This is a genomic window from uncultured Paracoccus sp. (assembly GCF_947487305.1).
Lineage (GTDB): Bacteria > Pseudomonadota > Alphaproteobacteria > Rhodobacterales > Rhodobacteraceae > Paracoccus.
In genome coordinates, this window is the sequence record NZ_CANKWH010000020.1 from 18381 (window position 1) to 38810 (window position 20430).

The 20430-nt window shown below is 66.2% G+C and carries 20 protein-coding genes; 15 read left to right on the plus strand and 5 right to left on the minus strand.

Features of this window, described 5'->3' with window-relative positions; all coding sequences use genetic code 11:
* Positions 1-166: 166 nt before the first annotated feature.
* The 6 genes from Q1A36_RS17990 to Q1A36_RS18015 all read left to right on the plus strand — a co-directional run bounded on the left by Q1A36_RS17990 (position 167) and on the right by Q1A36_RS18015 (position 7812).
* Positions 167-1084 (plus strand): sugar kinase, encoded by a 918-nt coding sequence (locus Q1A36_RS17990; protein ID WP_299846991.1) that lies wholly within the window; start codon positions 167-169, stop codon positions 1082-1084.
* A 109-nt stretch (positions 1085-1193) separates the two neighbouring features.
* Positions 1194-3119: a DNA primase gene (gene dnaG, locus Q1A36_RS17995; RefSeq protein ID WP_299846993.1), complete on the plus strand. Its 1926-nt coding sequence runs from the start codon at positions 1194-1196 to the stop codon at positions 3117-3119.
* 177 nt (positions 3120-3296) lie between these two features.
* On the plus strand, positions 3297-5276 hold the full coding sequence (rpoD, locus tag Q1A36_RS18000) for an RNA polymerase sigma factor RpoD (RefSeq protein ID WP_299846995.1): 1980 nt from the start codon (positions 3297-3299) through the stop codon (positions 5274-5276).
* Positions 5266-5691, plus strand: a complete 426-nt coding sequence (locus tag Q1A36_RS18005) for a BLUF domain-containing protein (protein WP_299846997.1) — start codon at positions 5266-5268, stop codon at positions 5689-5691. The genes rpoD and Q1A36_RS18005 overlap by 11 nt, the downstream gene beginning before the upstream one ends.
* A 145-nt stretch (positions 5692-5836) precedes the next feature.
* Positions 5837-7384, plus strand: a complete 1548-nt coding sequence (gene rmuC, locus Q1A36_RS18010) for a DNA recombination protein RmuC (RefSeq protein WP_299846999.1) — start codon at positions 5837-5839, stop codon at positions 7382-7384.
* Complete coding sequence (locus tag Q1A36_RS18015; protein WP_299847001.1) at positions 7381-7812, plus strand: secondary thiamine-phosphate synthase enzyme YjbQ; 432 nt, start codon at positions 7381-7383, stop codon at positions 7810-7812. The genes rmuC and Q1A36_RS18015 overlap by 4 nt, the downstream gene beginning before the upstream one ends.
* Here Q1A36_RS18015 and Q1A36_RS18020 read toward each other — a convergent pair.
* On the minus strand, positions 7809-8012 hold the full coding sequence (locus Q1A36_RS18020; protein ID WP_299847003.1) for a dodecin family protein: 204 nt from the start codon (positions 8010-8012) through the stop codon (positions 7809-7811). The genes Q1A36_RS18015 and Q1A36_RS18020 overlap by 4 nt on opposite strands.
* Before the next feature lie 180 nt (positions 8013-8192).
* Here Q1A36_RS18020 and nrdR point away from each other — a divergent pair, with 180 nt between their 5' ends.
* Positions 8193-8654, plus strand: a complete 462-nt coding sequence (nrdR, locus tag Q1A36_RS18025) for a transcriptional regulator NrdR (protein ID WP_299847005.1) — start codon at positions 8193-8195, stop codon at positions 8652-8654.
* Positions 8651-9655, plus strand: a complete 1005-nt coding sequence (gene ribD / locus Q1A36_RS18030) for a bifunctional diaminohydroxyphosphoribosylaminopyrimidine deaminase/5-amino-6-(5-phosphoribosylamino)uracil reductase RibD (protein ID WP_366141606.1) — start codon at positions 8651-8653, stop codon at positions 9653-9655. Before nrdR ends, ribD begins: the two co-directional genes overlap by 4 nt.
* Here ribD and Q1A36_RS18035 read toward each other — a convergent pair.
* From Q1A36_RS18035 to Q1A36_RS18045, 3 genes are all read right to left on the minus strand, one after another.
* Positions 9652-11646 carry a capsular polysaccharide biosynthesis protein gene (locus Q1A36_RS18035; RefSeq protein WP_299847006.1) on the minus strand — a complete coding sequence of 665 codons (1995 nt, stop codon included), beginning with the start codon at positions 11644-11646 and terminating at the stop codon, positions 9652-9654. The genes ribD and Q1A36_RS18035 overlap by 4 nt on opposite strands.
* A 7-nt stretch (positions 11647-11653) precedes the next feature.
* Positions 11654-12742, minus strand: coding sequence for a polysaccharide biosynthesis/export family protein (locus Q1A36_RS18040; protein WP_366141607.1), 1089 nt, complete (start codon positions 12740-12742; stop codon positions 11654-11656).
* 144 nt (positions 12743-12886) lie between these two features.
* Positions 12887-14218 (minus strand): capsule biosynthesis protein CapA, encoded by a 1332-nt coding sequence (locus Q1A36_RS18045; RefSeq protein ID WP_299847010.1) that lies wholly within the window; start codon positions 14216-14218, stop codon positions 12887-12889.
* Between the two features lie 238 nt (positions 14219-14456).
* On the opposite strand from Q1A36_RS18045, the gene Q1A36_RS18050 reads away from it, so the two are divergent.
* From Q1A36_RS18050 to Q1A36_RS18080, 7 genes are all read left to right on the plus strand, one after another.
* On the plus strand, positions 14457-15050 hold the full coding sequence (locus tag Q1A36_RS18050) for a riboflavin synthase (protein WP_299847012.1): 594 nt from the start codon (positions 14457-14459) through the stop codon (positions 15048-15050).
* A 5-nt stretch (positions 15051-15055) separates the two neighbouring features.
* Complete coding sequence (locus tag Q1A36_RS18055; RefSeq protein WP_299847014.1) at positions 15056-15628, plus strand: hypothetical protein; 573 nt, start codon at positions 15056-15058, stop codon at positions 15626-15628.
* A 69-nt stretch (positions 15629-15697) separates the two neighbouring features.
* Positions 15698-16816, plus strand: a complete 1119-nt coding sequence (gene ribB, locus Q1A36_RS18060; protein WP_299847016.1) for a 3,4-dihydroxy-2-butanone-4-phosphate synthase — start codon at positions 15698-15700, stop codon at positions 16814-16816.
* A 5-nt stretch (positions 16817-16821) separates the two neighbouring features.
* The gene (locus tag Q1A36_RS18065) at positions 16822-17370 is read left to right on the plus strand and encodes a 6,7-dimethyl-8-ribityllumazine synthase (protein WP_101751565.1); all 549 of its coding nucleotides are present in this window, start codon (positions 16822-16824) and stop codon (positions 17368-17370) included.
* A complete protein-coding gene (gene nusB, locus Q1A36_RS18070; protein ID WP_299847018.1) occupies positions 17367-17840 on the plus strand; it encodes a transcription antitermination factor NusB in 474 nt (157 codons plus the stop codon). Before Q1A36_RS18065 ends, nusB begins: the two co-directional genes overlap by 4 nt.
* A gap of 514 nt (positions 17841-18354) precedes the next feature.
* Positions 18355-19257 carry a DUF481 domain-containing protein gene (locus tag Q1A36_RS18075; protein WP_299847020.1) on the plus strand — a complete coding sequence of 301 codons (903 nt, stop codon included), beginning with the start codon at positions 18355-18357 and terminating at the stop codon, positions 19255-19257.
* A gap of 399 nt (positions 19258-19656) precedes the next feature.
* Positions 19657-20112, plus strand: a complete 456-nt coding sequence (locus Q1A36_RS18080) for an MmcB family DNA repair protein (protein WP_299847023.1) — start codon at positions 19657-19659, stop codon at positions 20110-20112.
* An 11-nt stretch (positions 20113-20123) separates the two neighbouring features.
* Here Q1A36_RS18080 and Q1A36_RS18085 read toward each other — a convergent pair whose 3' ends face one another.
* Complete coding sequence (locus tag Q1A36_RS18085; protein WP_299847057.1) at positions 20124-20354, minus strand: DUF6324 family protein; 231 nt, start codon at positions 20352-20354, stop codon at positions 20124-20126.
* Positions 20355-20430 lie beyond the last annotated feature (76 nt).

The window sequence follows — 20430 nt, forward strand, 5'->3', positions numbered from 1 at the left end:
CGCGCTGTGCAACGGCAGCGCGCGGGGCTGTTGCATCCGTGCCGAGTTTGGGCGCAAACAATCCAGCAAATGCTGCGATTTGGGGCTGTGATCTGCGTGCACAGCCTGTACACAGCAGCGGCACAATCCGTCCACCGGGCGGAGGCGAATGAGGGGGACTGAAGGAATGGGCGTCGATATCCTGTGTCTGGGCGAGCCGATGATGGAGTTCAACCAGCAGCCCGATGGCAGCTATCGTGCCGGCCATGGCGGCGATACCGCGAACTGCGCCGTGGCCGCGGCGCGGCAGGGCGCGCGAGCGGGGATGCTGACGCATCTGGGCAAGGACAGCTTTGGCGATTCGTTCCTGCGGCTCTGGGAGACCGAGGGCGTCGATACCTCGACCGTGCGGCAGGTGGCCGAGGCCCATACCGGCATCTATTTCGTCACCCATGGCCCGGCGGGGCATGAATTCAGCTATCTGCGCGCCGGTTCGGCGGCCAGCCGGATGCGGCCTGCCGATCTGCCGCAGGACGCGCTGACTGGGGCGAAAATCCTGCATGTCTCGGGCATCAGTCAGGCGATCTCGACCAGCGCGGCGGATGCGGTCTTTGCGGCCATGGCGGCGGTGAAGGCGGCGGGCGGCATGGTCTCCTATGACAGCAACCTGCGGCTGAAGCTTTGGCCGCTGACGCGGGCGCGGGCGGTGATCCATGCCGGCATGGCGGAATGCGATATTGCGCTGCCCGGCATGGACGATGCCGAGCAACTGACCGGGCTCAGCGATCCCGATGCCATCGCCGATTTCTATCTCGGTCTCGGGGCGAAGATCGTGGCGCTGACGCTGGGGGCGCAGGGCTCGCTGGTTGCCACGCCGGACCGGCGCGAGCGGGTGGCCGGGCGCAAGGTCAAGGCGGTGGATGCAACCGGGGCCGGCGATACCTATGACGGCGCCTTCCTTGCCCGGATCGCGGCGGGGGATGATCCCTTCGCAGCCGCGCGCTATGCCAATGCGGCGGCGGCGCTGGCCACGCAGAATTACGGCGCCATCGAGCCGATGCCCCGGCGTGAGGCGGTCGAGGCGTTTCTGGCCAGCGCCGACTGAGCCGCAGCCAGCGGCTTCGCAGACCCTGCAGCGGGGGCGGAGAGATCCGCCGCCGCGTGCCCGATTTGCCCCCCTTGTCTGCACCCCTTCGCGTCCCGATAATTAGGCCATGAGTCTGCCTCCCGGTTTTCTAGACGAGCTGCGCAACCGCGTGCCGATCTCCCGTGTCATCGGGCGGCGCGTGGTTTGGGATCAGCGCAAGTCCAATCAGGCGCGCGGCGACTGGTGGGCGCCGTGCCCCTTCCATCAGGAGAAATCCGCCAGCTTCCATTGCGATGACCAGAAGGGGTTCTATTATTGCTTCGGCTGCCAGGCCAAAGGCGATGCGCTGACCTTCCTGCGCGAGCTTGACGGGCTCGACTTCATGGATGCGGTCAAGGTGCTGGCGAACGAGGCCGGGCTGGCCGTGCCCGAGGCCGATCCACGCGCCCGTGAACGCACCGATCACCGCACGAAGCTGTTCGAAGTGACCGAAGCGGCGAATCGCTGGTACCGGATGCAGTTGCAGACCGCACAGGCCGCCGAGGCGCGGGACTACCTGGCGCGGCGCGGGCTGGATGCAGCAGCGATCGAGCGCTTCGAGATCGGCTTTGCGCCCGACCAGCGGACCGCGCTGACCGCGCATCTGCGCGAGAAGGGCATCCCCGAGGCGCTGATCGTCGAATCCGGCATGTCGATCCAGCCCGAGGGCGGGCGCCCACCCTATGACCGCTTCCGGGGGCGCATCATGTTCCCGATCCGCGACATGCGCGACAAGCTGGTGGGCTTTGGCGGGCGGGCGCTGGCGGCGGATGCGCAGGCCAAATACCTCAACAGCACCCAGAACCCGTTGTTCGACAAGGGCCGCAACCTCTATAACGGCGGGCCGGCGCGCTCGGCCGTTGCGAAGGGCGCGCCGCTGTTGGTGGCCGAGGGCTATATGGACGTGATCGCGCTGGACCGCGCGGGTTTTCACGGCGCGGTGGCGCCGCTTGGCACGGCGATCACCGAGGACCAGTTGCAGATGCTGTGGCGGATCACGCCCGAGCCGGTCATCATGCTGGACGGCGACAAGGCCGGGCAGGCTGCGGCCATGCGGCTGATCGATCTGGCGCTGCCGATGACCGGGCCGGGGCAGGCGCTGCGCTTTGCCGTGCTGCCGCCGGGGCAGGATCCTGACGATCTGATCCGGGCGCAGGGACCGGGGGCGATGACCGAGGTTCTGGCGCAGGCCCGGCCACTGGTCGATCTCTTGTGGCAGCGCGAGACCGAGGGCAAGGTCTTCGACAGCCCGGAACGGCGGGCGGCGCTGGATCAGGCGCTGCGTCAGGCCATCGCCCGGATCGCCGACGAATCGACCCGCGCCCATTACGCCGCCGTCATCCGCGACAAGCGGTCCGAGCTTTTCGGGGCCGCCCGCGCCGCCAAGGGCGACCGGGCCGGGCAGGGCGGCCGCAAGGGCGGTGGCTGGCAGGGCGACCGCAAGGGCCGTTCGGGCTCGGAGCCGGCGCTTGCCCAGACCCGCGCCTCGGTCTTTGTCAGCCGCGATGCCGGCGAGGCCATTCTGGAGGGCGAGATCCTCCTGCGCTGCGGCATGGCCCCGGCGCTGGTCGAGCGGATCGAGGCGCGGCTGGAGCGGATGATGCCCGCCGATCCCGACCGCGCCGCGCTGCTGCATGACCTTCTGGCCGGCAGCCGCAGCGAGGCCGGGGCTCGCGCCCTTGACAGCCTCAGGGCCGACGCCCATCTGGGCCTGATCCCGGCGATGGTTGACCCCGAGGATCTGGAGAAATCCGAGGCGATCCTGAACCATACGCTGGATCGGCTGGATGCAAGGCGGGCGGCGCGGACCGAACTGGTGCGGGCCGAGGCCGAGATCACCGGCGAGGCCGATGAGGGCCTGACCTGGCGGGTCACGCAGATTACCCGTGCGAGGCAGCGCGCCGAGCACCCCGAAATGGAGGATAGCTCGGATCTGGGCGAGGATCGTGACGAGTTGTCGGCACAGCTTAACGCCTTCGTCGCCGCCGAGATCTGGCGCAAGGGCCGCAAATAGGCCGGACCCGCCACCGCGATTGCCGATTCGCCCGCTGATTCGGCGGTATGATTCGGGATCAACGAATCATTAACCCTTGCGCCCTTTGATTCGGGTGTTTCGGGCCTTATATACACCAATTGACCGACTCGTGATTCGCCGAGCACGAATCACTGCGCCTCGAGAAGGAGCCCCTGGATGGCCGCCAAGGACGACGACGACCAGAAGAACGACAAGGACGACAACGCCCATACGCTGGACATGAGCCAGGCGGCGGTGAAGAAGATGATCGCCGATGCGCGGGAGCGCGGCTTCATCACCTATGATCAGCTGAACACCGTGCTGCCGCCCGAGCAGGTCAGTTCCGAGCAGATCGAGGATGTCATGTCGATGCTGTCCGAGATGGGCATCAACGTGATCGAGGACGAGGACGAGGCCGAGGAGGCCGAGGCTTCCGGCGGCGAGGTGGCGACTACCAGCACCACCGGGCGCGAGGTCGCGCTGGCCAGCGCCTCGACCGAGAAGCTGGACCGCACCGATGACCCGGTGCGCATGTATCTGCGCGAGATGGGCTCGGTCGAACTTCTGAGCCGCGAGGGCGAGATCGCCATCGCCAAGCGCATCGAGGCCGGCCGCAACACCATGATCGCGGGCCTCTGCGAAAGCCCGCTGACCTTCAAGGCCATCACCATGTGGCGGCAGGAACTTCTGGACGAAGACATCCTGCTGCGCGACGTGATCGACCTCGAGACCACCTTCGGCCAGTCGCTGGACGGCGAGGCCGAGGGCGAGGAGGACGAGGAAGAGCTGACCGAACAGCCCGCCGCCGAGAAGGAATCCGAGCAGGAGCTGGATGCCGATGGGCGCCCGCTGGCCTCGGACGAGGATGACGAGGATGACGGTGCCAACCTGTCGCTGGCGGCGATGGAGGCAGCGCTGAAGCCCAAGGTTCTGGAAACCCTCGGCGCAATTGCCCGCGACTACGAGCAGCTGGCCAATATGCAGGACCAGCGCATGTCCTCGACCCTGAACGAGGACAAGAGCTTCTCGTCCGTGGACGAGAGTGCCTACCAGAAACTGCGCGGCGAGATCGTGTTGCTGGTGAACGAGTTGCACCTGCACAACAACCGCATCGAGGCGCTGGTCGATCAGCTTTACGGCATCAACCGCCGCATCGTGACCATCGACTCGGGCATGGTGAAGCTGGCCGATGCCGCGCGGATCAACCGGCGCGAGTTCATCGACGCCTATCGCGGTTCGGAACTGGACCCGGCCTGGGTCGACCGGATGATGGGCCAGTCGGGCCGTGGCTGGCAGGCGCTGTTCGACCGCTCGCGCGATCAGGTGGAACGGCTGCGCGGCGACATGGCCGAGGTCGGCCAATATGTCGGCGTCGACATCGAGGAATTCCGCCGCATCGTGAACCAGGTCCAGCGCGGCGAGAAAGAGGCGCGTCAGGCCAAGAAGGAAATGGTCGAGGCGAACCTGCGTCTGGTCATCTCGATCGCCAAAAAATACACGAACCGTGGACTGCAATTCCTTGATCTCATTCAGGAAGGCAATATCGGCCTTATGAAGGCGGTGGACAAGTTCGAGTATCGCCGGGGCTACAAGTTCTCAACCTATGCGACCTGGTGGATCCGGCAGGCGATCACCCGCTCGATCGCCGATCAGGCCCGCACCATCCGCATCCCGGTCCACATGATCGAGACGATCAACAAGCTGGTCCGCACTGGCCGGCAGATGCTGCACGAGATCGGCCGCGAGCCGACGCCGGAAGAACTGGCCGAAAAGCTGCAGATGCCGCTGGAAAAGGTTCGCAAGGTGATGAAGATCGCCAAGGAGCCGATCAGCCTCGAGACGCCCATCGGCGACGAGGAAGACAGCCAGCTTGGCGATTTCATCGAGGACAAGAACGCCGTCCTGCCGCTGGATTCGGCCATCCAGGAGAACCTGAAGGAAACCACCACCCGGGTTCTGGCCAGCCTCACCCCGCGCGAGGAGCGGGTTCTGCGGATGCGGTTCGGCATCGGCATGAATACCGATCACACGCTGGAAGAGGTCGGGCAGCAGTTCAGCGTCACCCGCGAACGCATCCGGCAGATCGAGGCCAAGGCCTTGAGAAAGCTGAAACATCCCTCGCGCAGCAGAAAGCTGAGATCCTTCCTTGACCAGTGACACCGGACCCGAAGACGGGCTGACGCATTTTCTCTATCGCAGCAATGCCCGGCCCGGCTTCACCACCGAGGATCTGCGGACCATCGTGGCCGAGGCCCGCAGCCGTAACAGCAGTTGCGGCGTCACGGGGTGTCTTCATTACGAGGATGGGCTGTTCTTTCAATGGCTTGAAGGTCCGAAGATCGCGCTGGACATGATCATCGCGTTGATCCGCAAGGATCCCCGCCACGAGGACATGACCGATCTCTCCTATGGCCCGCTGACGGTCCGGCGCTTTGCCGACTGGTCGATGCGCGCGACCGACCGGCATCGCGCCTCGCTGCTCGACTGGTTCGCCTCGAACCAGGTCTCGACCATCGACCGAATTGCCTATGCGGGCAGCGTCTCGGCCTTCCTGGTGGCGATCAGCGTCTGATCCCGGAGGGGTGAAGCGATCAGGCCCGGTCGCGCAGGCGGCCGGGCTTTTTTGTGGGTTTCGTTAATCGTGACCGCAACATCTGGTTGCGCTGCGGGCGAGAAACAGGCACAAAAAGAGAACAAGACAGATGGCAGGAGAGCAGATGCCCCAGGAATGGCGCGCACGGATGGCGATGTGGCTGGCCGACACTGCCCTGCTGCAGCTGTGGCTGGCGGTGGCTGTGGTTGCATTGGCGCTGCTGCTGCTCGTCCATGTCCTGTCGCGGCGTCGGCTGGCGGCGGCCCGTGCTGACGGTGACTGGCTGCGCGGCGAAAACCGCAGGATGGAAGAGGACCTGTCGCGTCAGGCCGCCACGATTGCCCGGCTGGAACCCGAATTGAGGGCCGAGGCGCAGGCGGCACGAGAGCAGAGCCTGCGGGCCGGGCAGCTGGATGTGCGGCTCGAGGCGCGCGAGGGGCGGCTGGCGGAACTCAATGAGGAACGGGACGGGCTGACCGATGCGCTGCATCAGGCCCGCCAGCAGACCGCGCGGCTGGAGAATGACTTGGGACAGCTGCGGCTGGCAGCTGAAAAGGACCGCGAGACAGCGGCGCGCGAGATTGCGACTTTGCGTGAACTGCGCGAGGAAATGTCAGGCAATTTCAAATTGATGGCGCAGGAAACCCTGCGCGTTCAAGGCGCCGACATGCAGAAGGTCCAGGGTGAACAGCTGAATGCCCTGCTAACCCCCTTCCGCGATCAGGTGCATCGCTTCCAGACTGAATTGCAGGCCAGAAACAAGGTGTTGGACGAAGAAGGTGCGAGGTTGCGCGAACAGATCGAGGGTCTGCACCGCCGCTCCGAGGAAATCAGCCGCGAGGCGGTGGAACTGACCCGCGCGCTGAAGGGCGAGAAGCAGCGTCAGGGCGCCTGGGGCGAGATGATCCTGCAGCGGATCCTCGAGGAATCGGGGTTGCAGGAGGGCACGCATTACCAGGTGCAAAGCAGCTTCCGCGACGAGGGCGGTGCCTTGTGGCGGCCCGACGTGGTCGTGCGAATGCCCCGCGGCAAGGCGCTGGTCATCGACAGCAAGGTTTCGCTGAATGCCTATGAGCAATCGGTGAATGCCACCGAACCCGCCGATCGCGAGGCCGCGCTGAAACGCCATGTCGCCGCCATCCGCGCCCATGTCACCGCGCTGTCGGACAAGGGCTATGACGCGATGGACGATGCCTCGGTGGATTACGTGCTGATGTTCATCCCCATCGAAGGCGCCTTCTCCGAGGCGCTGCGGGTCGATCCCGATCTGGCCAGCTTTGCACTGGACCGCCGCATCGGCCTGGCCACGCCCACCACGCTGATGCTGACCCTGCGCACGGTCGAACATATCTGGATGGTCGAACGGCGCGAGACAAACGCGCTGGAAATCGCCCGCCGCGCCGGGGCGATCTATGACAAGGTGGCCGGTTTCGTCGACAGCATGGAGGCGGTCGGCAAGTCACTGGACGCGGCCGGCAATGCACACCGGCAGGCGATGGACCGCCTCTCGCGCGGCAAGGGCAATGTCATCAGCCATGTCGAGAAACTTCGCGTGCTTGGCGCGCGGGCGCAGAAGCGCATCGGTCTCGACCATGACGGCGAGCCGGATGAGGAACTCGGCGTCAGCGAATTGCCCGCGCCCGAGGACCTGCCGCGCGACGCGGCGGAATGAACAGCACCTTCACCCTGCGCACCCATGGCCCGGCCTGCCACGATTTTACAAGGCAGGTCTCCAACTGGCTGGCAGAGATCGGCGCAGGCGAGGGGCTGGTGACGCTGATGGTTCGGCACACCTCGGCCAGCCTGCTGATCCAGGAAAATGCCGATCCCGATGTGCAGGTCGATCTCCTGGGCTGGCTCGACCGGATCGCGCCGCCGGGTGATCATCCCTCGATGGGCTGGCTGCGCCATACGCTTGAAGGCCCCGACGACATGCCGGCACATCTGAAGGCCGCCGTGCTGCCGGTCAGCCTGCAGATCCCGGTGGTCGAGGGACGGATGCGGCTCGGCACCTGGCAGGGAATCTATCTGGTCTTACATCGGACAGCGCCGCAGAGCCGGCAGGTCGCGGCGCTGTTTCTGCCGATGACGGGTGCTTAGTCGTCGAGGACGAACGTGACCATCATGTTGACCCGGAAGCGGCTGATATTGCCGCCTTCGCAATCGACCGACTGCTCCTTGACCCAGGCACCCTTGACGTTGCGCAGGGTATCATTGGCCCGCTGCAGCCCCTGACGGATCGCATCCTCGAAGCCCTTTTCCGAGGTGGCGGAAATCTCGGTCACACGTGCAATGCTCATAACAATCCTCCTTGCATGTGCCGACCCAACGCCCGCCGGCCACATCGGGTTCAGCCCGGCGCGCGGCTTTCGCGCCACAGAATACCTCGGCTGCATCTTGTAGGCTGTGGATAAGGCTACCCAAGCCCTGCGGGCGGTCCTATAGTGGCTGCGGATCGCGACCGAGGGGGACATACCGGAATGCGCTGCCCGTTTTGTGGAAACAACGACACGCAGGTCAAGGATTCCCGTCCCGCCGAGGACAATGTCGCCATCCGCCGCCGCCGGCTCTGTCCGGCCTGCGGGGGGCGCTTTACCACCTACGAGCGGGTGCAGCTGCGCGATCTGGTCGTGGTCAAGAGCAACGGCAAGCGCGAGGATTTCGACCGCGACAAGATGGCCCGCTCGATCCGGATCGCCATGCAGAAGCGCCCGGTCGAGCCCGAGCGCATCGAGCAGATGATCTCGGGCATCGTGCGGCGGCTGGAAAGCACCGGCGAGACCGACATTTCCTCGAAGGACATCGGCGAGATCGTGATGGAGACGCTGTCGCGCATCGACAATGTCGCTTTCGTCCGTTTCGCCAGCGTTTACATGAACTTCCAGAACGCCGGCGATTTCGACCAGTTTGTGGCCAAGCTGCGGCCCAACACCGAAGAGTGAGCCGGGCCGAAGACGCGCGCCACATGGCCCATGCGCTGCGCCTCGCGCGGCGCGGCCTGGGCAATGTCTGGCCGAACCCGGCTGTCGGCTGCGTGCTGATCCGGAATGGCCACGTGGTCGGGCGCGGCTGGACCCAGCCCGGCGGACGTCCCCATGCCGAGCGCGTGGCGCTGGATCAGGCCGGTGCGGCGGCCCGCGGTGCGACCGTCTATGTGACGCTGGAACCCTGCGCCCATCACGGCCGCACGCCGCCCTGCGCCGAGGCGCTGGTGTCGGCGGGAGTCGCACGCGTCGTCAGTGCCATGACCGATCCCGATCCGCGCGTGGCCGGGCGCGGCCATGCGATCCTGCGCGCGGGCGGCGTCGAGGTGGTCGAGGGGGTGCGCGAAGCCGAGGCGCGGGCGCTGCAAGCCGGGTTCCTGTCGCGGGTCGAGCGCGGGCGGCCCTGGCTGGTGCTGAAGCTGGCCGCCAGTTTCGATGGCCGCATTGCCACGGCGACGGGCGAAAGCCAGTGGATCACCGGCCCGGCGGCGCGTGCCCATGTCCACGGGCTGCGGCTGACGAGTGACGCGGTGATGGTCGGTGGCGGCACCGCACGCGCCGACCGCCCCTCGCTGAACGTGCGCGGATTTGGCGCGGTGCGACAGCCGGTGCGCGTGGTGGTCTCGTCCGGCACGCTGGACGATCTGCCGCCTGAGGGGCCGGATTTCGGGCCGCTCTGGCAGGTCTCGGGCGATCCTGCCGAGCTAATGGCCGATCTTGGCGCGCGCGGGTTGACCCGGGTGTTCTGCGAAGGCGGCGGGGTTCTGGCGGCCTCGCTGCTCAGGGCCGGGCTGGTCGATGAGCTGATCGGCTACACCGCCGGGGTGGTGCTGGGGTCCGAGGGGCTGGCTTCGGTCGGGCCGTTGGATCTCGCGGCGCTGGCCGATGCGCCGCGCTTTCGGCTGGTCGAAAGCCGACGTATCGGCGCGGACCTGTTCCACCGCTGGCTCAGGGATTAACGCCGCCAGAGCCAGGCATGACCGGACAGCGCGCCCTGCGCCTTGGCCAGAAGACGCAGCGCAGGGCCGCCGCGCGGGGCGTCGGGGTCGGCGAGACGCACCAGCGCGGTTTCCGGCGGGCAGGGCAGCCCGCTGACCGGGTCGAGATAGCGCGGATAGGCGATCAGCATGGCATGGGCCAGCGCGGCGAGGCTGGGACGGGCCTGCCGGCGGTCAGGGATCTCCCCCAGATCGCGGGTCAGGCCCCAGCCGGCATAGAAGGGTGCGCCGAGGGTCGTCACCGGCACCCCGCGCAACAGCGCCTCAAACCCCAGCGTCGAGGTGATGGTCCAGACCTCGTCCACCTGGTCGAGCAGCGCGACCGGGTCGGCCTTGCGGGCGACGTGATCGGCAAGGCGCGCGAGATCGGCTTCGGCGATCAGACCCGGGCGCAAGCCGGCCTCGACATCGGGATGTGGCTTGTAGATGAGCCGGGCATCCGGGTTCTCGGCGCGGGCGCGTTCCAGCAGCGCAAGGTTGGTGCGTTCGGCCCCGGCGCCAAGTCGGATCGAGGCGTCATCCTCGACCTGACCGGGCACGAGGATCAACCGGCCCGGACCGTCTGGCAACTGCGCGGACGCCCCGGCCAGATTGTATTTCGACAGCCGCGCGGCACGGATGGCCGCGACCAGCGCCAGCGCCCGCGCCTCGCCGCCCGGCGGCGGGCCTTCGGCGATCAGCCGTTCCAGCCGGCTTTCGCGCGTGGGGTCGTAATAGATGCCAAGATCATCGGCCACCAGCGACAGTGGCGGCGTCAGTTCGGCGCCAAGCCCGCGCGAGCGCAGGAAGCCATCCTCGACCCGGATCGCCTGCGGCACTTCGGCGGCGCGGTTGGCCCAGGCCAGCGTGACCTCGGGACCGGGGGTCTTGGTGAAGCGGACACCCGACCCATTGCCAAAGGCGCGGGCGATGAAGGGGCGTTTCCAGAGCCGCATCCCATAGGCGAGATGGCCGGCGCAGTCCTGCCGGAAGGCGCGGGCCTCGGCCTCGATCTGGTTCAGCGCGCCGTTGAAATCGGTGAGCCGGTCAAGGCAGGGATCATACCATGTAGGGGCGAGCAGGTGGCTGGCGGCGAACAGCGCCTCGCGGCTGGCGCTGCCGCGCGGTGCGGCTGTTTCGTCGTGGCTCAGCCCCCAGCCGGCATAGAAGGGCGCGCCGAAAATCCGTGGGCGGTGGCCAGCCAGCAGCGCCTCGTAGCCAAGCTGGCTGCTGAGGACATAGACGGCATCGGCATTCTCGACCAGTTTCCAGGGCGAGACCGGGCTATCGCTGAAGGCATCGCCGGGTCGCAGGTCGTCGCGGGTGAAATGGCCGGGCCGCAGCCCGGAAGCGGTTTCGGGATGGCTGCGGATCAGCACCGGCTTGCCCGGATTCTCGTCGCGCGCTGCCGTCAGCATCCGCAGGAACTCGGCGCGCCCGGCGCCCAGCAGCGAGGCATCGCCCCGGGTCTGGTCGATCACCAGCACATAGCCGGGGCGGGGCAGGGGGGGACCCTGCAGATGGGCGTTGTATTTCGACAGGTCGGCGGCGCGAAGGCGGGCGATGGCCTCGGCGGCCTCGGTCGCATGCGCCGCGCCCTCGGCCACCAGCGAGGTGATGAGCGACGGACGCGACGGGTCGAAATGCAGCCCCAGCGGATCGATCAGCAAGCCGACCGGGCCACGCAGGCCAAGCGGTGTCTTGTTGCGGCCCGGCAGGACCGAGCGCAGGAAGGCGTCCTCGACGGTGACAATCGGTGCACCCCGGCGCGCGGCGACGGCGCGGCCGCGCCATGCGGTGGGCGAAGCGCCCCAGACGCCGACCGGCTCACCGGGACCGGGCAGGCCGGTGCGGACCTGCCAGCCAGCCAGTGCCAGGATGCGCTTCAGGCGGGGGCGCAGCCAGAAGCCGCCGTTGTAAACAAAAAGCCGCCGGGCGATTGGCCCGGCGGCATCTTGGCCGGTCGATGGCATCGGGGATTTATTCGCCGATGCTGGACAGGCTGTCGGCGGTCGACGCGCCGCCTGTGATGGCCGAAAGCGTCTTCTGCCACTGCACATAGGGTGCCTCGGTGACATAGACGGTATCGCCGTCGCGGATCAGGAAGTCGCGGGCGAGGAACAGCCCGTTCGGACGGGTCAGGTCCAGCACATAGGCCATGCGCTGTGTGCCATAGACCGGCTGCCCCAGCACCTGGCTGGCGACCGATTCCGGCTCGTCGCGCAGGACGAAGACCCCGGTCGGATCGGCGAGGCTCGAGCTGAGGCCGCCGACCATGGCAATGGCCTCGACGGCGTTGATCGTCTCGTTGCCAAGCGGCACCCGGGTCTGGCCGCCAAGCGCGCCAAGGGCGGTGAAGCTGCGCTGGTCCTCTTCGACCAGAACGATGTCGCCGGGACGCAATGCGATGTCATTGGAGGGCGAGGACCAAAGCTCGGTCATGCTGACCTTCCCCGCCTCGTTGCCACGCTTGACAGTCACCACAGCAACCTCAGGTTCGATCGACACACCGCCGGCACGCGCCAGCATCGCCGAGAGCGTGCGGGTCGGCCGCTCGATCGGATAGACGCCCTGCGACATGACCTTGCCGATGACCGAGACGGTCGCGCCGTCGCCGGCCACGCGGGTCACGGTGACTTGCGGGTCGGGGGTCTGGGACGAGAGCCGGTCGGTGATGGTCTGGCGCAGCCGGTCGGGGGTGCTGCCTGCGGCACGGATGGTGCCGGCATAGGGCACGAAGATATTGCCCGAACTGTCGACCTGGATCTGCTGCAGCTCGGTCGAGCTGGCGCCGAGCGAGGCCAGAAGCCCGTCATCGACGTTTTCCCAGACCGCGATGCCCAGCACGTCCCCCGAGCGGATCTCGTCGGCGCCAACGGCGCTGGCGGCCTGGAAGGCCCTGGAGAACCCGTAGGATGGCGCGAAATTCGCCGTGCGGGTCACGTGGTTATTGACATAAATGATATGCGCATCGCCGCCCCGTTCGACCGAGCCGGCGTAAATTTCGCTTTTGCTGGGACCAGAGCGGGGCAAACCGCAGGCGGCAAGGGCGCAGACTGCAGCCATCATGGCCAGTCGCAGCATGCCACCGCGGCCCATTCTCGGAACTGTCACCTCGAGATTCTCCTGTAGTCAGTTGATTCCCCTCTTGGTGGGGGACGCTTGCCGTGAAGACTAGCGACAGTCTCCCGGCATTGCCATCGTTTTAGCCTATCAGACCAGTTGATCCGCAAGCTGTTGTCGATGTGCCGCACAGCCGTCAGCCAGCGCCTCATAGGGGTCCGCCGGGGCCAGCATCATGTCGACGATGTGGCGCAGTGCCGGGGCGCGGGATCTCGCTGCATAGAAGCCGCCCGGGATCTGGCTGGTGTGCAGCAGGTAGGACCGGTAGGTGCGATAGGCCCGGCTGCTGGGCGGCTGCGGGTTCTTGATGAACTCGCCGAGCGACTGGGGCGAAACCAGCTCGGGCTTGTCATAGACGCCGCGGCCCATGACCTTGACCGGCAGTCCGCGCCACAGCGCCTGCTGCGCGGCGGTCGAATTCACCGTGATCGCGGCGCGGGCCTGGCTGAGCAATTGCGCCAGCTTGCCGCCGCGCAGGTAATGCACCCGGTCGCTGATGCCCAGTTCGGCCGCCTTGGCAAAGATGTTGCGACGGTTGCGCGAGCGGCCATCCTCGAGCGGATGGGCCTTGAAGACCATGTGGTGATGCTGCGCCGCGCTGCGGGCAAACTCGGTCAGGCACTCGTCGGTGAATTCCTTCATCCGGTCATAGGAAGAATGGGCGCGGAAGCTGGAGTCATGCTCCAGCTGCATCAGCACCAGATGATAGGGGAAGCCGCCGCGGCGGATCCGGCGCGACTCGATCCAGCTCTGGATCATGAACAGCGGGCTGAGCAGCAGCTTGCGCAGCTGCAGATGGAATTCCTCCATCACGCTGATCTCGCGGTGGCTGCGATAGCCGGGGTATTTGCGGTTCGCCACCAGCACCAGGAAATGGTAGAAGGCGCCGTAGAACTTGTGCTGGTTCACGTCGCCCCAGCGCGCCGGTGGGCGCAGGGTCTCGTCATCGGCGTCTTTCAGCGCGTCCTGCATCTCGGGCAGGTCGATCTGCATCAGACGCGAATGGCCGTTGGAACCGCCCCGCTCGTAAGTGACCCAGTAGGGGCGCAGATAGCCCTCTTCGACCACGTGCAGCGTCAGGCCGTGCAGGCGCGCCGCAGCGCGGGCGGCGGCATGGGCCGGGCGCACATCGCCGTAAAGCACGATGTCGGTGATGCCGCGTTCGGCGATGATGCGTTCGAGATGCTCGGGCCAGGTCTGGATCGGGCCGGCATGGCGGATATAGCGCGCCTTGTCGGACCAGAAGAATTCGTCACCGGCATTGAAACCTGCGCGCCAGACGGTCGCCCCGGCGGCGCGCAGCTGTTTTCCCAGCCTGTCGAAGAAGGGACCATGCGGCCCCTGCAACAGCAGGAATGTCCGTGGTTCGTCCGGTCCGCGCCGGCCAACGGAGAAGATCGATTCTATGTGTTTCTGATACATCTGCCCTGTGGAACCAAACTGGAAAACCAAAAAAGGACCGGAGGGCAGGCGGGCATAAACGCCGATCCGGGATACAGGGCTTAAGTTGCATGGAAGCGATTTCAAATCCAGTGGTTCCGTCGCAAAACTGTCTAAAATGACAGGTCTGATGTGCAGATTTGCGGTGAGTGCAGGTGCTTGAACGCCTTGGAGCAATCGCCTACCTCGTTTTCAGCAATACGAAGGCAGGGGCTTGGACATGTTCACGGGAATCATCACGGATATCGGGGAAGTTCGCGCGGTCGAGCAGCGCGGCGACCTGCGGGCGCGGATCGGCTGTTCCTATGACATGGCCGGGGTCGATATCGGCGCTTCGATCGCCTGCGAGGGGGTGTGTCTCACCGTGGTTGCGAAGGGAAGTGACTGGTTCGATGTCGATATTTCGGCCGAGACCATCGGCAAGACCAACATCGGCACCCGAGACTGGCAGCCCGGCCACCGGCTGAACCTCGAACGCGCGCTGCGCGTGGGCGACGAGCTGGGCGGGCATATCGTCAGCGGCCATGTCGATGGCGTGGCCACGATCGAGGAAATGCATGACGAGGGCGATTCCGTCCGCTTCACCTTTGCCGCGCCGCCGTCGTTGGCGCGCTTCATCGCCTCCAAGGGGTCGGTGGCACTGAACGGCACCTCGCTGACCGTCAACGAGGTCGAGGGCAACCGCTTCGGCGTGAACATCATCCCGCATACGCAGGAGGTCACAACCTGGGGCGATGCGGCGGTCGGCGATGCGGTCAATCTCGAGATCGACACGCTGGCCCGCTATGTCGCGCGGCTGGCCGAGGCGGGGTGAGGGCGATGGTCGCAGGGATCGGGCACAATCGCGGGCCGGAGGTCGAGGGCGCAAGCTGGCGCGCGACCTGCTGGCGCCGCGCAAGGGCCGAGCTTCTGGGGCCGCGTCTGCCGGTCGAGGTGGTGCGAACCCGGGTGGCGCGGGCGCGGGCGCTGGGGCTTGATTACAAGACCTATGCCGGCGTCCGGGCCACGACCGGGCGCGATCTGGTGGCATTCCTGTTCTCCTCGAACGGGCTTTCGGTCTTCCGCGACAGCCAGTCGCCCGACCCGCTGCGGGCGGCGCGGATTGCCGGACTGGCGGCCGACCGGCATCTGGGTGCGGCACCGGGACTGGACCCGGCGACGCTTGGCGCAAGGATCGGCGCGATCTCAGCCCGGCCGTTGATGCCCTTCGGCAGCAGCTGGACCGAGATGCGCGACGAAATGAAGGCCTGGCTGAAGGCCGAGGGCCTGCCCGGCGACGGCGTGCTGATGATCGGCGAGACGGAACACGAGCGCGAGATGATGGCCGCCGGCGGGTTGGCCGGTTTTCTCAGCGGCCAGGATTACTTTGAAGGCAATCGCAGAAGCCTTTGACGCGGCGCAAGCTCTGGCCCTTTGCCGGGCCTTGGGCTAGACCGCAGGGCAGCAGCGTAGGGGCGAACCATGCAGTATGAAAAACCCGGCCCGGTCGAGCGTGACTGGTCTGACGCCATTTCCGGTGTGGAAGAGATCATCGATGACGCCCGGAACGGTCGGATGTTCATCCTGGTCGATCACGAGGACCGCGAGAACGAGGGTGATCTGGTGATCCCGGCGCAGATGGCAACGCCGAACGCGATCAACTTCATGGCGACGCATGGGCGCGGGCTGATCTGTCTGGCGCTGCCGGGCGATCGCATCGACGCGCTTGGCCTGACGCTGATGAGCCCCAAGAACTCGTCGCGCCACGAGACCGCCTTCACCATGTCGATCGAGGCGCGCGAGGGCGTGACCACCGGCATTTCCGCCCATGACCGGGCGCGGACCGTCGCCGTGGCCATCGACCCGACCAAGGGCGCGGGCGACATCGCCACGCCGGGCCACGTCTTCCCGCTGCGCGCCCGCGAGGGTGGCGTCCTGGTGCGTGCCGGCCATACCGAGGCCGCCGTGGACATCTCGCGCCTGGCCGGGCTGAACCCCTCGGGCGTGATCTGCGAGATCATGAACGACGATGGCAGCATGGCGCGCCTGCCCGATCTGGTCGCCTTTGCCCAGAGGCACGGGCTGAAGATCGGCACCATCAGCGACCTGATCGCCTATCGCCGCCGCCACGACAACCTGATCGCCGAGCGAGCGCAGAAGGCCGTCCATTCGGTCCATGGCGGCGACTGGATGATGCGCATCTTCGCCGACGAGACTCGCGGCGCCGAACATATCGTGCTGACCAAGGGCGATCTCTCGACACCCGAGCCGGTGCTGGTCAGGATGCACTCGCTCGAGCCGCTGCATGACGTGCTGGGCATCGGCCGCGAAAGCGCCGGCACGCTTGGCGCGGCGATGGAAGAAATCGGCCGCGAGGGCCGGGGCGTGGTGGTGCTGATCCGCGATCTGAACAACACCATCACCGTGCCGGGCGAGGCCAGCCCCAACACTCTGCGGCAATACGGACTTGGGGCGCAGATCCTGTCGGCGCTTGGCCTCTGCGAGCTGATCCTCTTGTCGAACTCGGCACCGACCCGGGTGGTGGGGCTTGACGCCTATGGGCTTTCGATCCATTCCACCCGCCCGATCCCGAAGGACTGACCGCCATGGCCTCGAATACCGAACATCACCAGCTTGACCTGCCAAGCTTCGACGCCCCCGTGCGGCTGCTGATCGTGGTGGCACCCTATTACAAGGCGATTGCCGAGGGGATGATCGCCGGCGCGCGCGCCACCGCCGAGGCGGCGGGTGCCACGGTTGACCTGATCGAGGTGCCGGGCGCGCTGGAGATCCCGACCGCCATCGGCATGGCCGGGCGGCTGGCGAATTACGACGGCTTCGTGGCGCTTGGCTGCGTGGTCCGGGGCGAGACGACGCATTACGACACGGTCTGCAACGACAGTTCGCGCGGGCTGACGCTGCTGGGTCTTCAGGGGCTGGCCATCGGCAATGGCATCCTGACGGTCGAGAACATGGCGCAGGCCGAGGTGCGGGCTGACCCCAACGGCCAGAACAAGGGCGGCGGGGCAGCGGCAGCGGCACTGCACCTGATCGCGCTCAGCCGCAAATGGGGCGGCGGTGCAAAGCCGGGTGGCAAGCGCGATCATGATGTGATCCGCCTGGCCGGCGAACTGGAAGGATCGGGCCGGGCATGAGCAGCGCGCGATCAGACGAGAAGCGCGCGCTGAGTGCAGCCGCGCGCCTCTATGCCGTCCAGGCCCTGTTCCAGATGGAGGCGTCGGGCCAGTCGGCCGACCGGGTGCAGCGCGAGTTCCGCGATTTCCGCATCGGTGCCGAGGACGAGGGCGGGTTGCAGCCCGAAGCCGACGAGACCCTGTTCCGCCGCATCACCGATGACGCGGTGACCTGGCAGTCGCGGATCGACCAGTCGACCGACCGGGCGCTGGTGGCGAAATGGCCGATCGACCGCATCGACCCGGTGCTGCGGGCGCTGTTCCGCGCCGCGGGGGCCGAGTTGGTGACGCCCAAGACCCCGCCGCGCGTGGTCATCGTCGAATATGTGAAACTGGCCGAGGCCTTCTTCCCGGAAGGCCGCGAGCCGAAATTCGTGAATGCGGTGCTGGATCACATGGCCCATTCGCTGCGCCCGGAGGCGTTTGGCTGAGGCCATGTCTTGAAGCCTGCCGGCGGACGCAGCTGCGCCCGCCGGGGCTATCCCGACCCCCGAAAACCTGTCAGTCCTTGAGTCGTCGGCCGGATCATGGCCAACGGCTGCCTTCGCTTACGGCAAATGTCGGGACTGAAGCGTGTTTTTTCCGCAACAGGTTGACCCGGCCGGCACGGCGGGGATCCTGCCGCAATTTTCGGCAAACCGGACAGTCTTTTTAAGCGATCCGCCAATTAGTGATACATCCTGGCGTTGCAGTTCCCCGCAAGTGCCTGAACTTGCTTACCAACGCGTTAACCAGTTTTGGTTCCGTCACAATTGCTCACGCTGCCGTGTCGGCAAATCATCGCTTGTTGCGGAAATGCCAGATAACACGGGAAATTCCGACGCGATTCATCGAATTCAGACAGGCTTCAAACCGAACCGCAAGAGGTCCAGTTGTAACCCCGCAGAGATGCTCGGACGTCCCGATGACGTCACGATCACAGAAACGGTTCATGAGGACTGAAAGATGAAAAACGTAGCACTCCTGGCCGGCGCCTCCGCGATCTTCGCGGCCCTGTCGGTCCCCGCTTTTGCCCAGACCGAGATTGCTGCCGGTGCCAACGCGACCGGCGTGTCGGCTGTGGATGACCAGATCACCGATATCGAAGATGCCGTTACCGACGATTTCGAGCGCAGCCAGGACAGCGAGCGCTTTGGCCCCGAGGATCGCCGCCAGGGTCTGTTCGGCTCGATGGCGCTGACCTATGCTGGTTCGTCGGGCAACTCGGACGCTCAGGACCTGGGCATCGCGGGTCGCGTTTCCTACAACCAAGGGCCCTTCGCTCAGTCGGTTGGCCTGGCCATCGAGTTCAGCGAGAATGACGACGGCAACAAGGACAAGGAAGAAGTCAGCGGCATCTACGATGCGCAGTACTACTTCAACGACCGCTTCTATGCCTTCGCCCTGGGCCGCTTCACCATCGACAGCCTGGTTGACGGCGAAGCCGACTATCCGGGTGACGAAGACGTTGCCGAAGAACTGACCGACCTGCGTCGCGATGGCTTCCTCGGCTTCGGTCCGGGCTACCGCGTCATCAACACCGATAGCACCGCTTGGCGCGTGCAGGCCGGCGTTGGCGTGCGTTACACCCAGACCGGCCAGCAGTATGTCGACGACGAGTCGGATACCGAAACCGGCTACATCCTGTCGTCGCGCTTCTACCACCGGTTCAACGAGAACATCTTCGTGACCAACGACACCGACTACCTGACCTCGGACGCCAATGACGTGGCAACCAACCAGTTCGGGGTGAATTTCCAGATGTCGGAACAACTGGCCACCAAAGTGAGTTACACCACCGAGTACCAATCGGATCGCGACATCCGCACGGACAATACGCTGGGTGTGTCGCTCGTCTATGGCTTCTGATCCACGATCCCTCGGATCATAAGTCTCTCTGCGAAAGGCGGGTCTTCGGGCCCGCCTTTCTGCATTCGGGGCCGACGCACCGAACATGAAAAAGCCGCCCGTGGCACGTGGCCGGGGCGGCTTTGTCAGGTGGCGGGAACCGCAGCAACCGCGGCAGCGTCAGATTTCCCGAAAGCCTGATAGTTCAGGTGGGCGCCGGGTAACCAGACCAGGGTCAGGACAGAGCCAGCCCCCTCGGAAAATTTATAGGCCAGTGGAAAAAAGGCCACTCGCGCGAAGAGCAGAAGCCCGCCACCGCGAAAAGTAGGCCCGGGCCGGGATTGTTTCAAGCGGGGGATGGGTATTTGGACGAGAAAGAAGCGGCTTGCCGGATGTTTCCGTTTCGTTCATGCTGGCGCGATGGATGAACAGCTTCCCCCGATGGCCGGCCAGCGGCTGGCGCGCGGCGTGGCGCGATTGCTGCGCAGCCTTGACCACGCGGTGCTGGCCGAGTTCGTGCCGGCGCGCGGGCTCAGGGTCGATCTGATGAGCCTTGGCCCCAAAGGCGAGATCTGGATCGTCGAGTGCAAGAGCAGCCGCGCCGATTTCGCCAGCGACCGCAAGTGGCAGGGCTATCTGGAATGGAGCGACCGCTATTTCTGGGCGGTGGACGGGGATTTCCCGCAGGAGCTGCTGCCCGAGGAGACCGGTCTGATCCTCGCCGATCCCTTCGGTGCCGAGATCCAGCGCATGGCGCCGCTGACGCCGCTGGCCGGAGCGCGGCGCAACCGGCTGATCCGCGATTTCGGCCGGGCCGCCGCGCTGCGGCTGCACGGGATCCTTGATCCGGCCAGCCTGGCTGACGGGGCAATTTAGGCGGGCAGGGCTCAGCGGCGCTGTTTGCCCTTGCCACCCTTGCCGCCGCCCGGCTTGTCGCCCATGCCGCGCACGGCCTCGGCCGCAGCCAGCAGTTCCTCGGCGATCTCGGTGGCCTCGTCCGCGTCGAAATCCAGCGGCAGGTCGACACCCTCGGCCTCGATATAGATGCGAACCATGCCGCGATCGGTCGGGCCGATCTGCAGATTGGCGGCGATGTTGCTTTCGCTGTTGATGCCCATGGTCATTTTTCCCTTTTTTCGGTCGCCATCCATAACGCGAGGTGAAATTCCCGGCAAGTCGGGCTTGCATCGGCCG

What these genes read in the sequence shown, in the direction of transcription:
- Q1A36_RS17990 (WP_299846991.1), top strand. Translation starts at nt 167, where the DNA reads ATGGGCGTCGATATCCTGTGTCTGGGCGAGCCGATGATGGAGTTCAAC.
- dnaG (WP_299846993.1), top strand. Translation starts at nt 1,194, where the DNA reads ATGAGTCTGCCTCCCGGTTTTCTAGACGAGCTGCGCAACCGCGTGCCG.
- rpoD (WP_299846995.1), top strand. Translation starts at nt 3,297, where the DNA reads ATGGCCGCCAAGGACGACGACGACCAGAAGAACGACAAGGACGACAAC.
- rmuC (WP_299846999.1), top strand. Translation starts at nt 5,837, where the DNA reads ATGCCCCAGGAATGGCGCGCACGGATGGCGATGTGGCTGGCCGACACT.
- Q1A36_RS18015 (WP_299847001.1), top strand. Translation starts at nt 7,381, where the DNA reads ATGAACAGCACCTTCACCCTGCGCACCCATGGCCCGGCCTGCCACGAT.
- Q1A36_RS18020 (WP_299847003.1), bottom strand. Translation starts at nt 8,012, where the DNA reads ATGAGCATTGCACGTGTGACCGAGATTTCCGCCACCTCGGAAAAGGGC.
- nrdR (WP_299847005.1), top strand. Translation starts at nt 8,193, where the DNA reads ATGCGCTGCCCGTTTTGTGGAAACAACGACACGCAGGTCAAGGATTCC.
- Q1A36_RS18035 (WP_299847006.1), bottom strand. Translation starts at nt 11,646, where the DNA reads ATGCCATCGACCGGCCAAGATGCCGCCGGGCCAATCGCCCGGCGGCTT.
- Q1A36_RS18040 (WP_366141607.1), bottom strand. Translation starts at nt 12,742, where the DNA reads ATGATGGCTGCAGTCTGCGCCCTTGCCGCCTGCGGTTTGCCCCGCTCT.
- Q1A36_RS18045 (WP_299847010.1), bottom strand. Translation starts at nt 14,218, where the DNA reads ATGTATCAGAAACACATAGAATCGATCTTCTCCGTTGGCCGGCGCGGA.
- Q1A36_RS18050 (WP_299847012.1), top strand. Translation starts at nt 14,457, where the DNA reads ATGTTCACGGGAATCATCACGGATATCGGGGAAGTTCGCGCGGTCGAG.
- Q1A36_RS18055 (WP_299847014.1), top strand. Translation starts at nt 15,056, where the DNA reads ATGGTCGCAGGGATCGGGCACAATCGCGGGCCGGAGGTCGAGGGCGCA.
- ribB (WP_299847016.1), top strand. Translation starts at nt 15,698, where the DNA reads ATGCAGTATGAAAAACCCGGCCCGGTCGAGCGTGACTGGTCTGACGCC.
- Q1A36_RS18065 (WP_101751565.1), top strand. Translation starts at nt 16,822, where the DNA reads ATGGCCTCGAATACCGAACATCACCAGCTTGACCTGCCAAGCTTCGAC.
- nusB (WP_299847018.1), top strand. Translation starts at nt 17,367, where the DNA reads ATGAGCAGCGCGCGATCAGACGAGAAGCGCGCGCTGAGTGCAGCCGCG.
- Q1A36_RS18075 (WP_299847020.1), top strand. Translation starts at nt 18,355, where the DNA reads ATGAAAAACGTAGCACTCCTGGCCGGCGCCTCCGCGATCTTCGCGGCC.
- Q1A36_RS18080 (WP_299847023.1), top strand. Translation starts at nt 19,657, where the DNA reads ATGGATGAACAGCTTCCCCCGATGGCCGGCCAGCGGCTGGCGCGCGGC.
- Q1A36_RS18085 (WP_299847057.1), bottom strand. Translation starts at nt 20,354, where the DNA reads ATGGGCATCAACAGCGAAAGCAACATCGCCGCCAATCTGCAGATCGGC.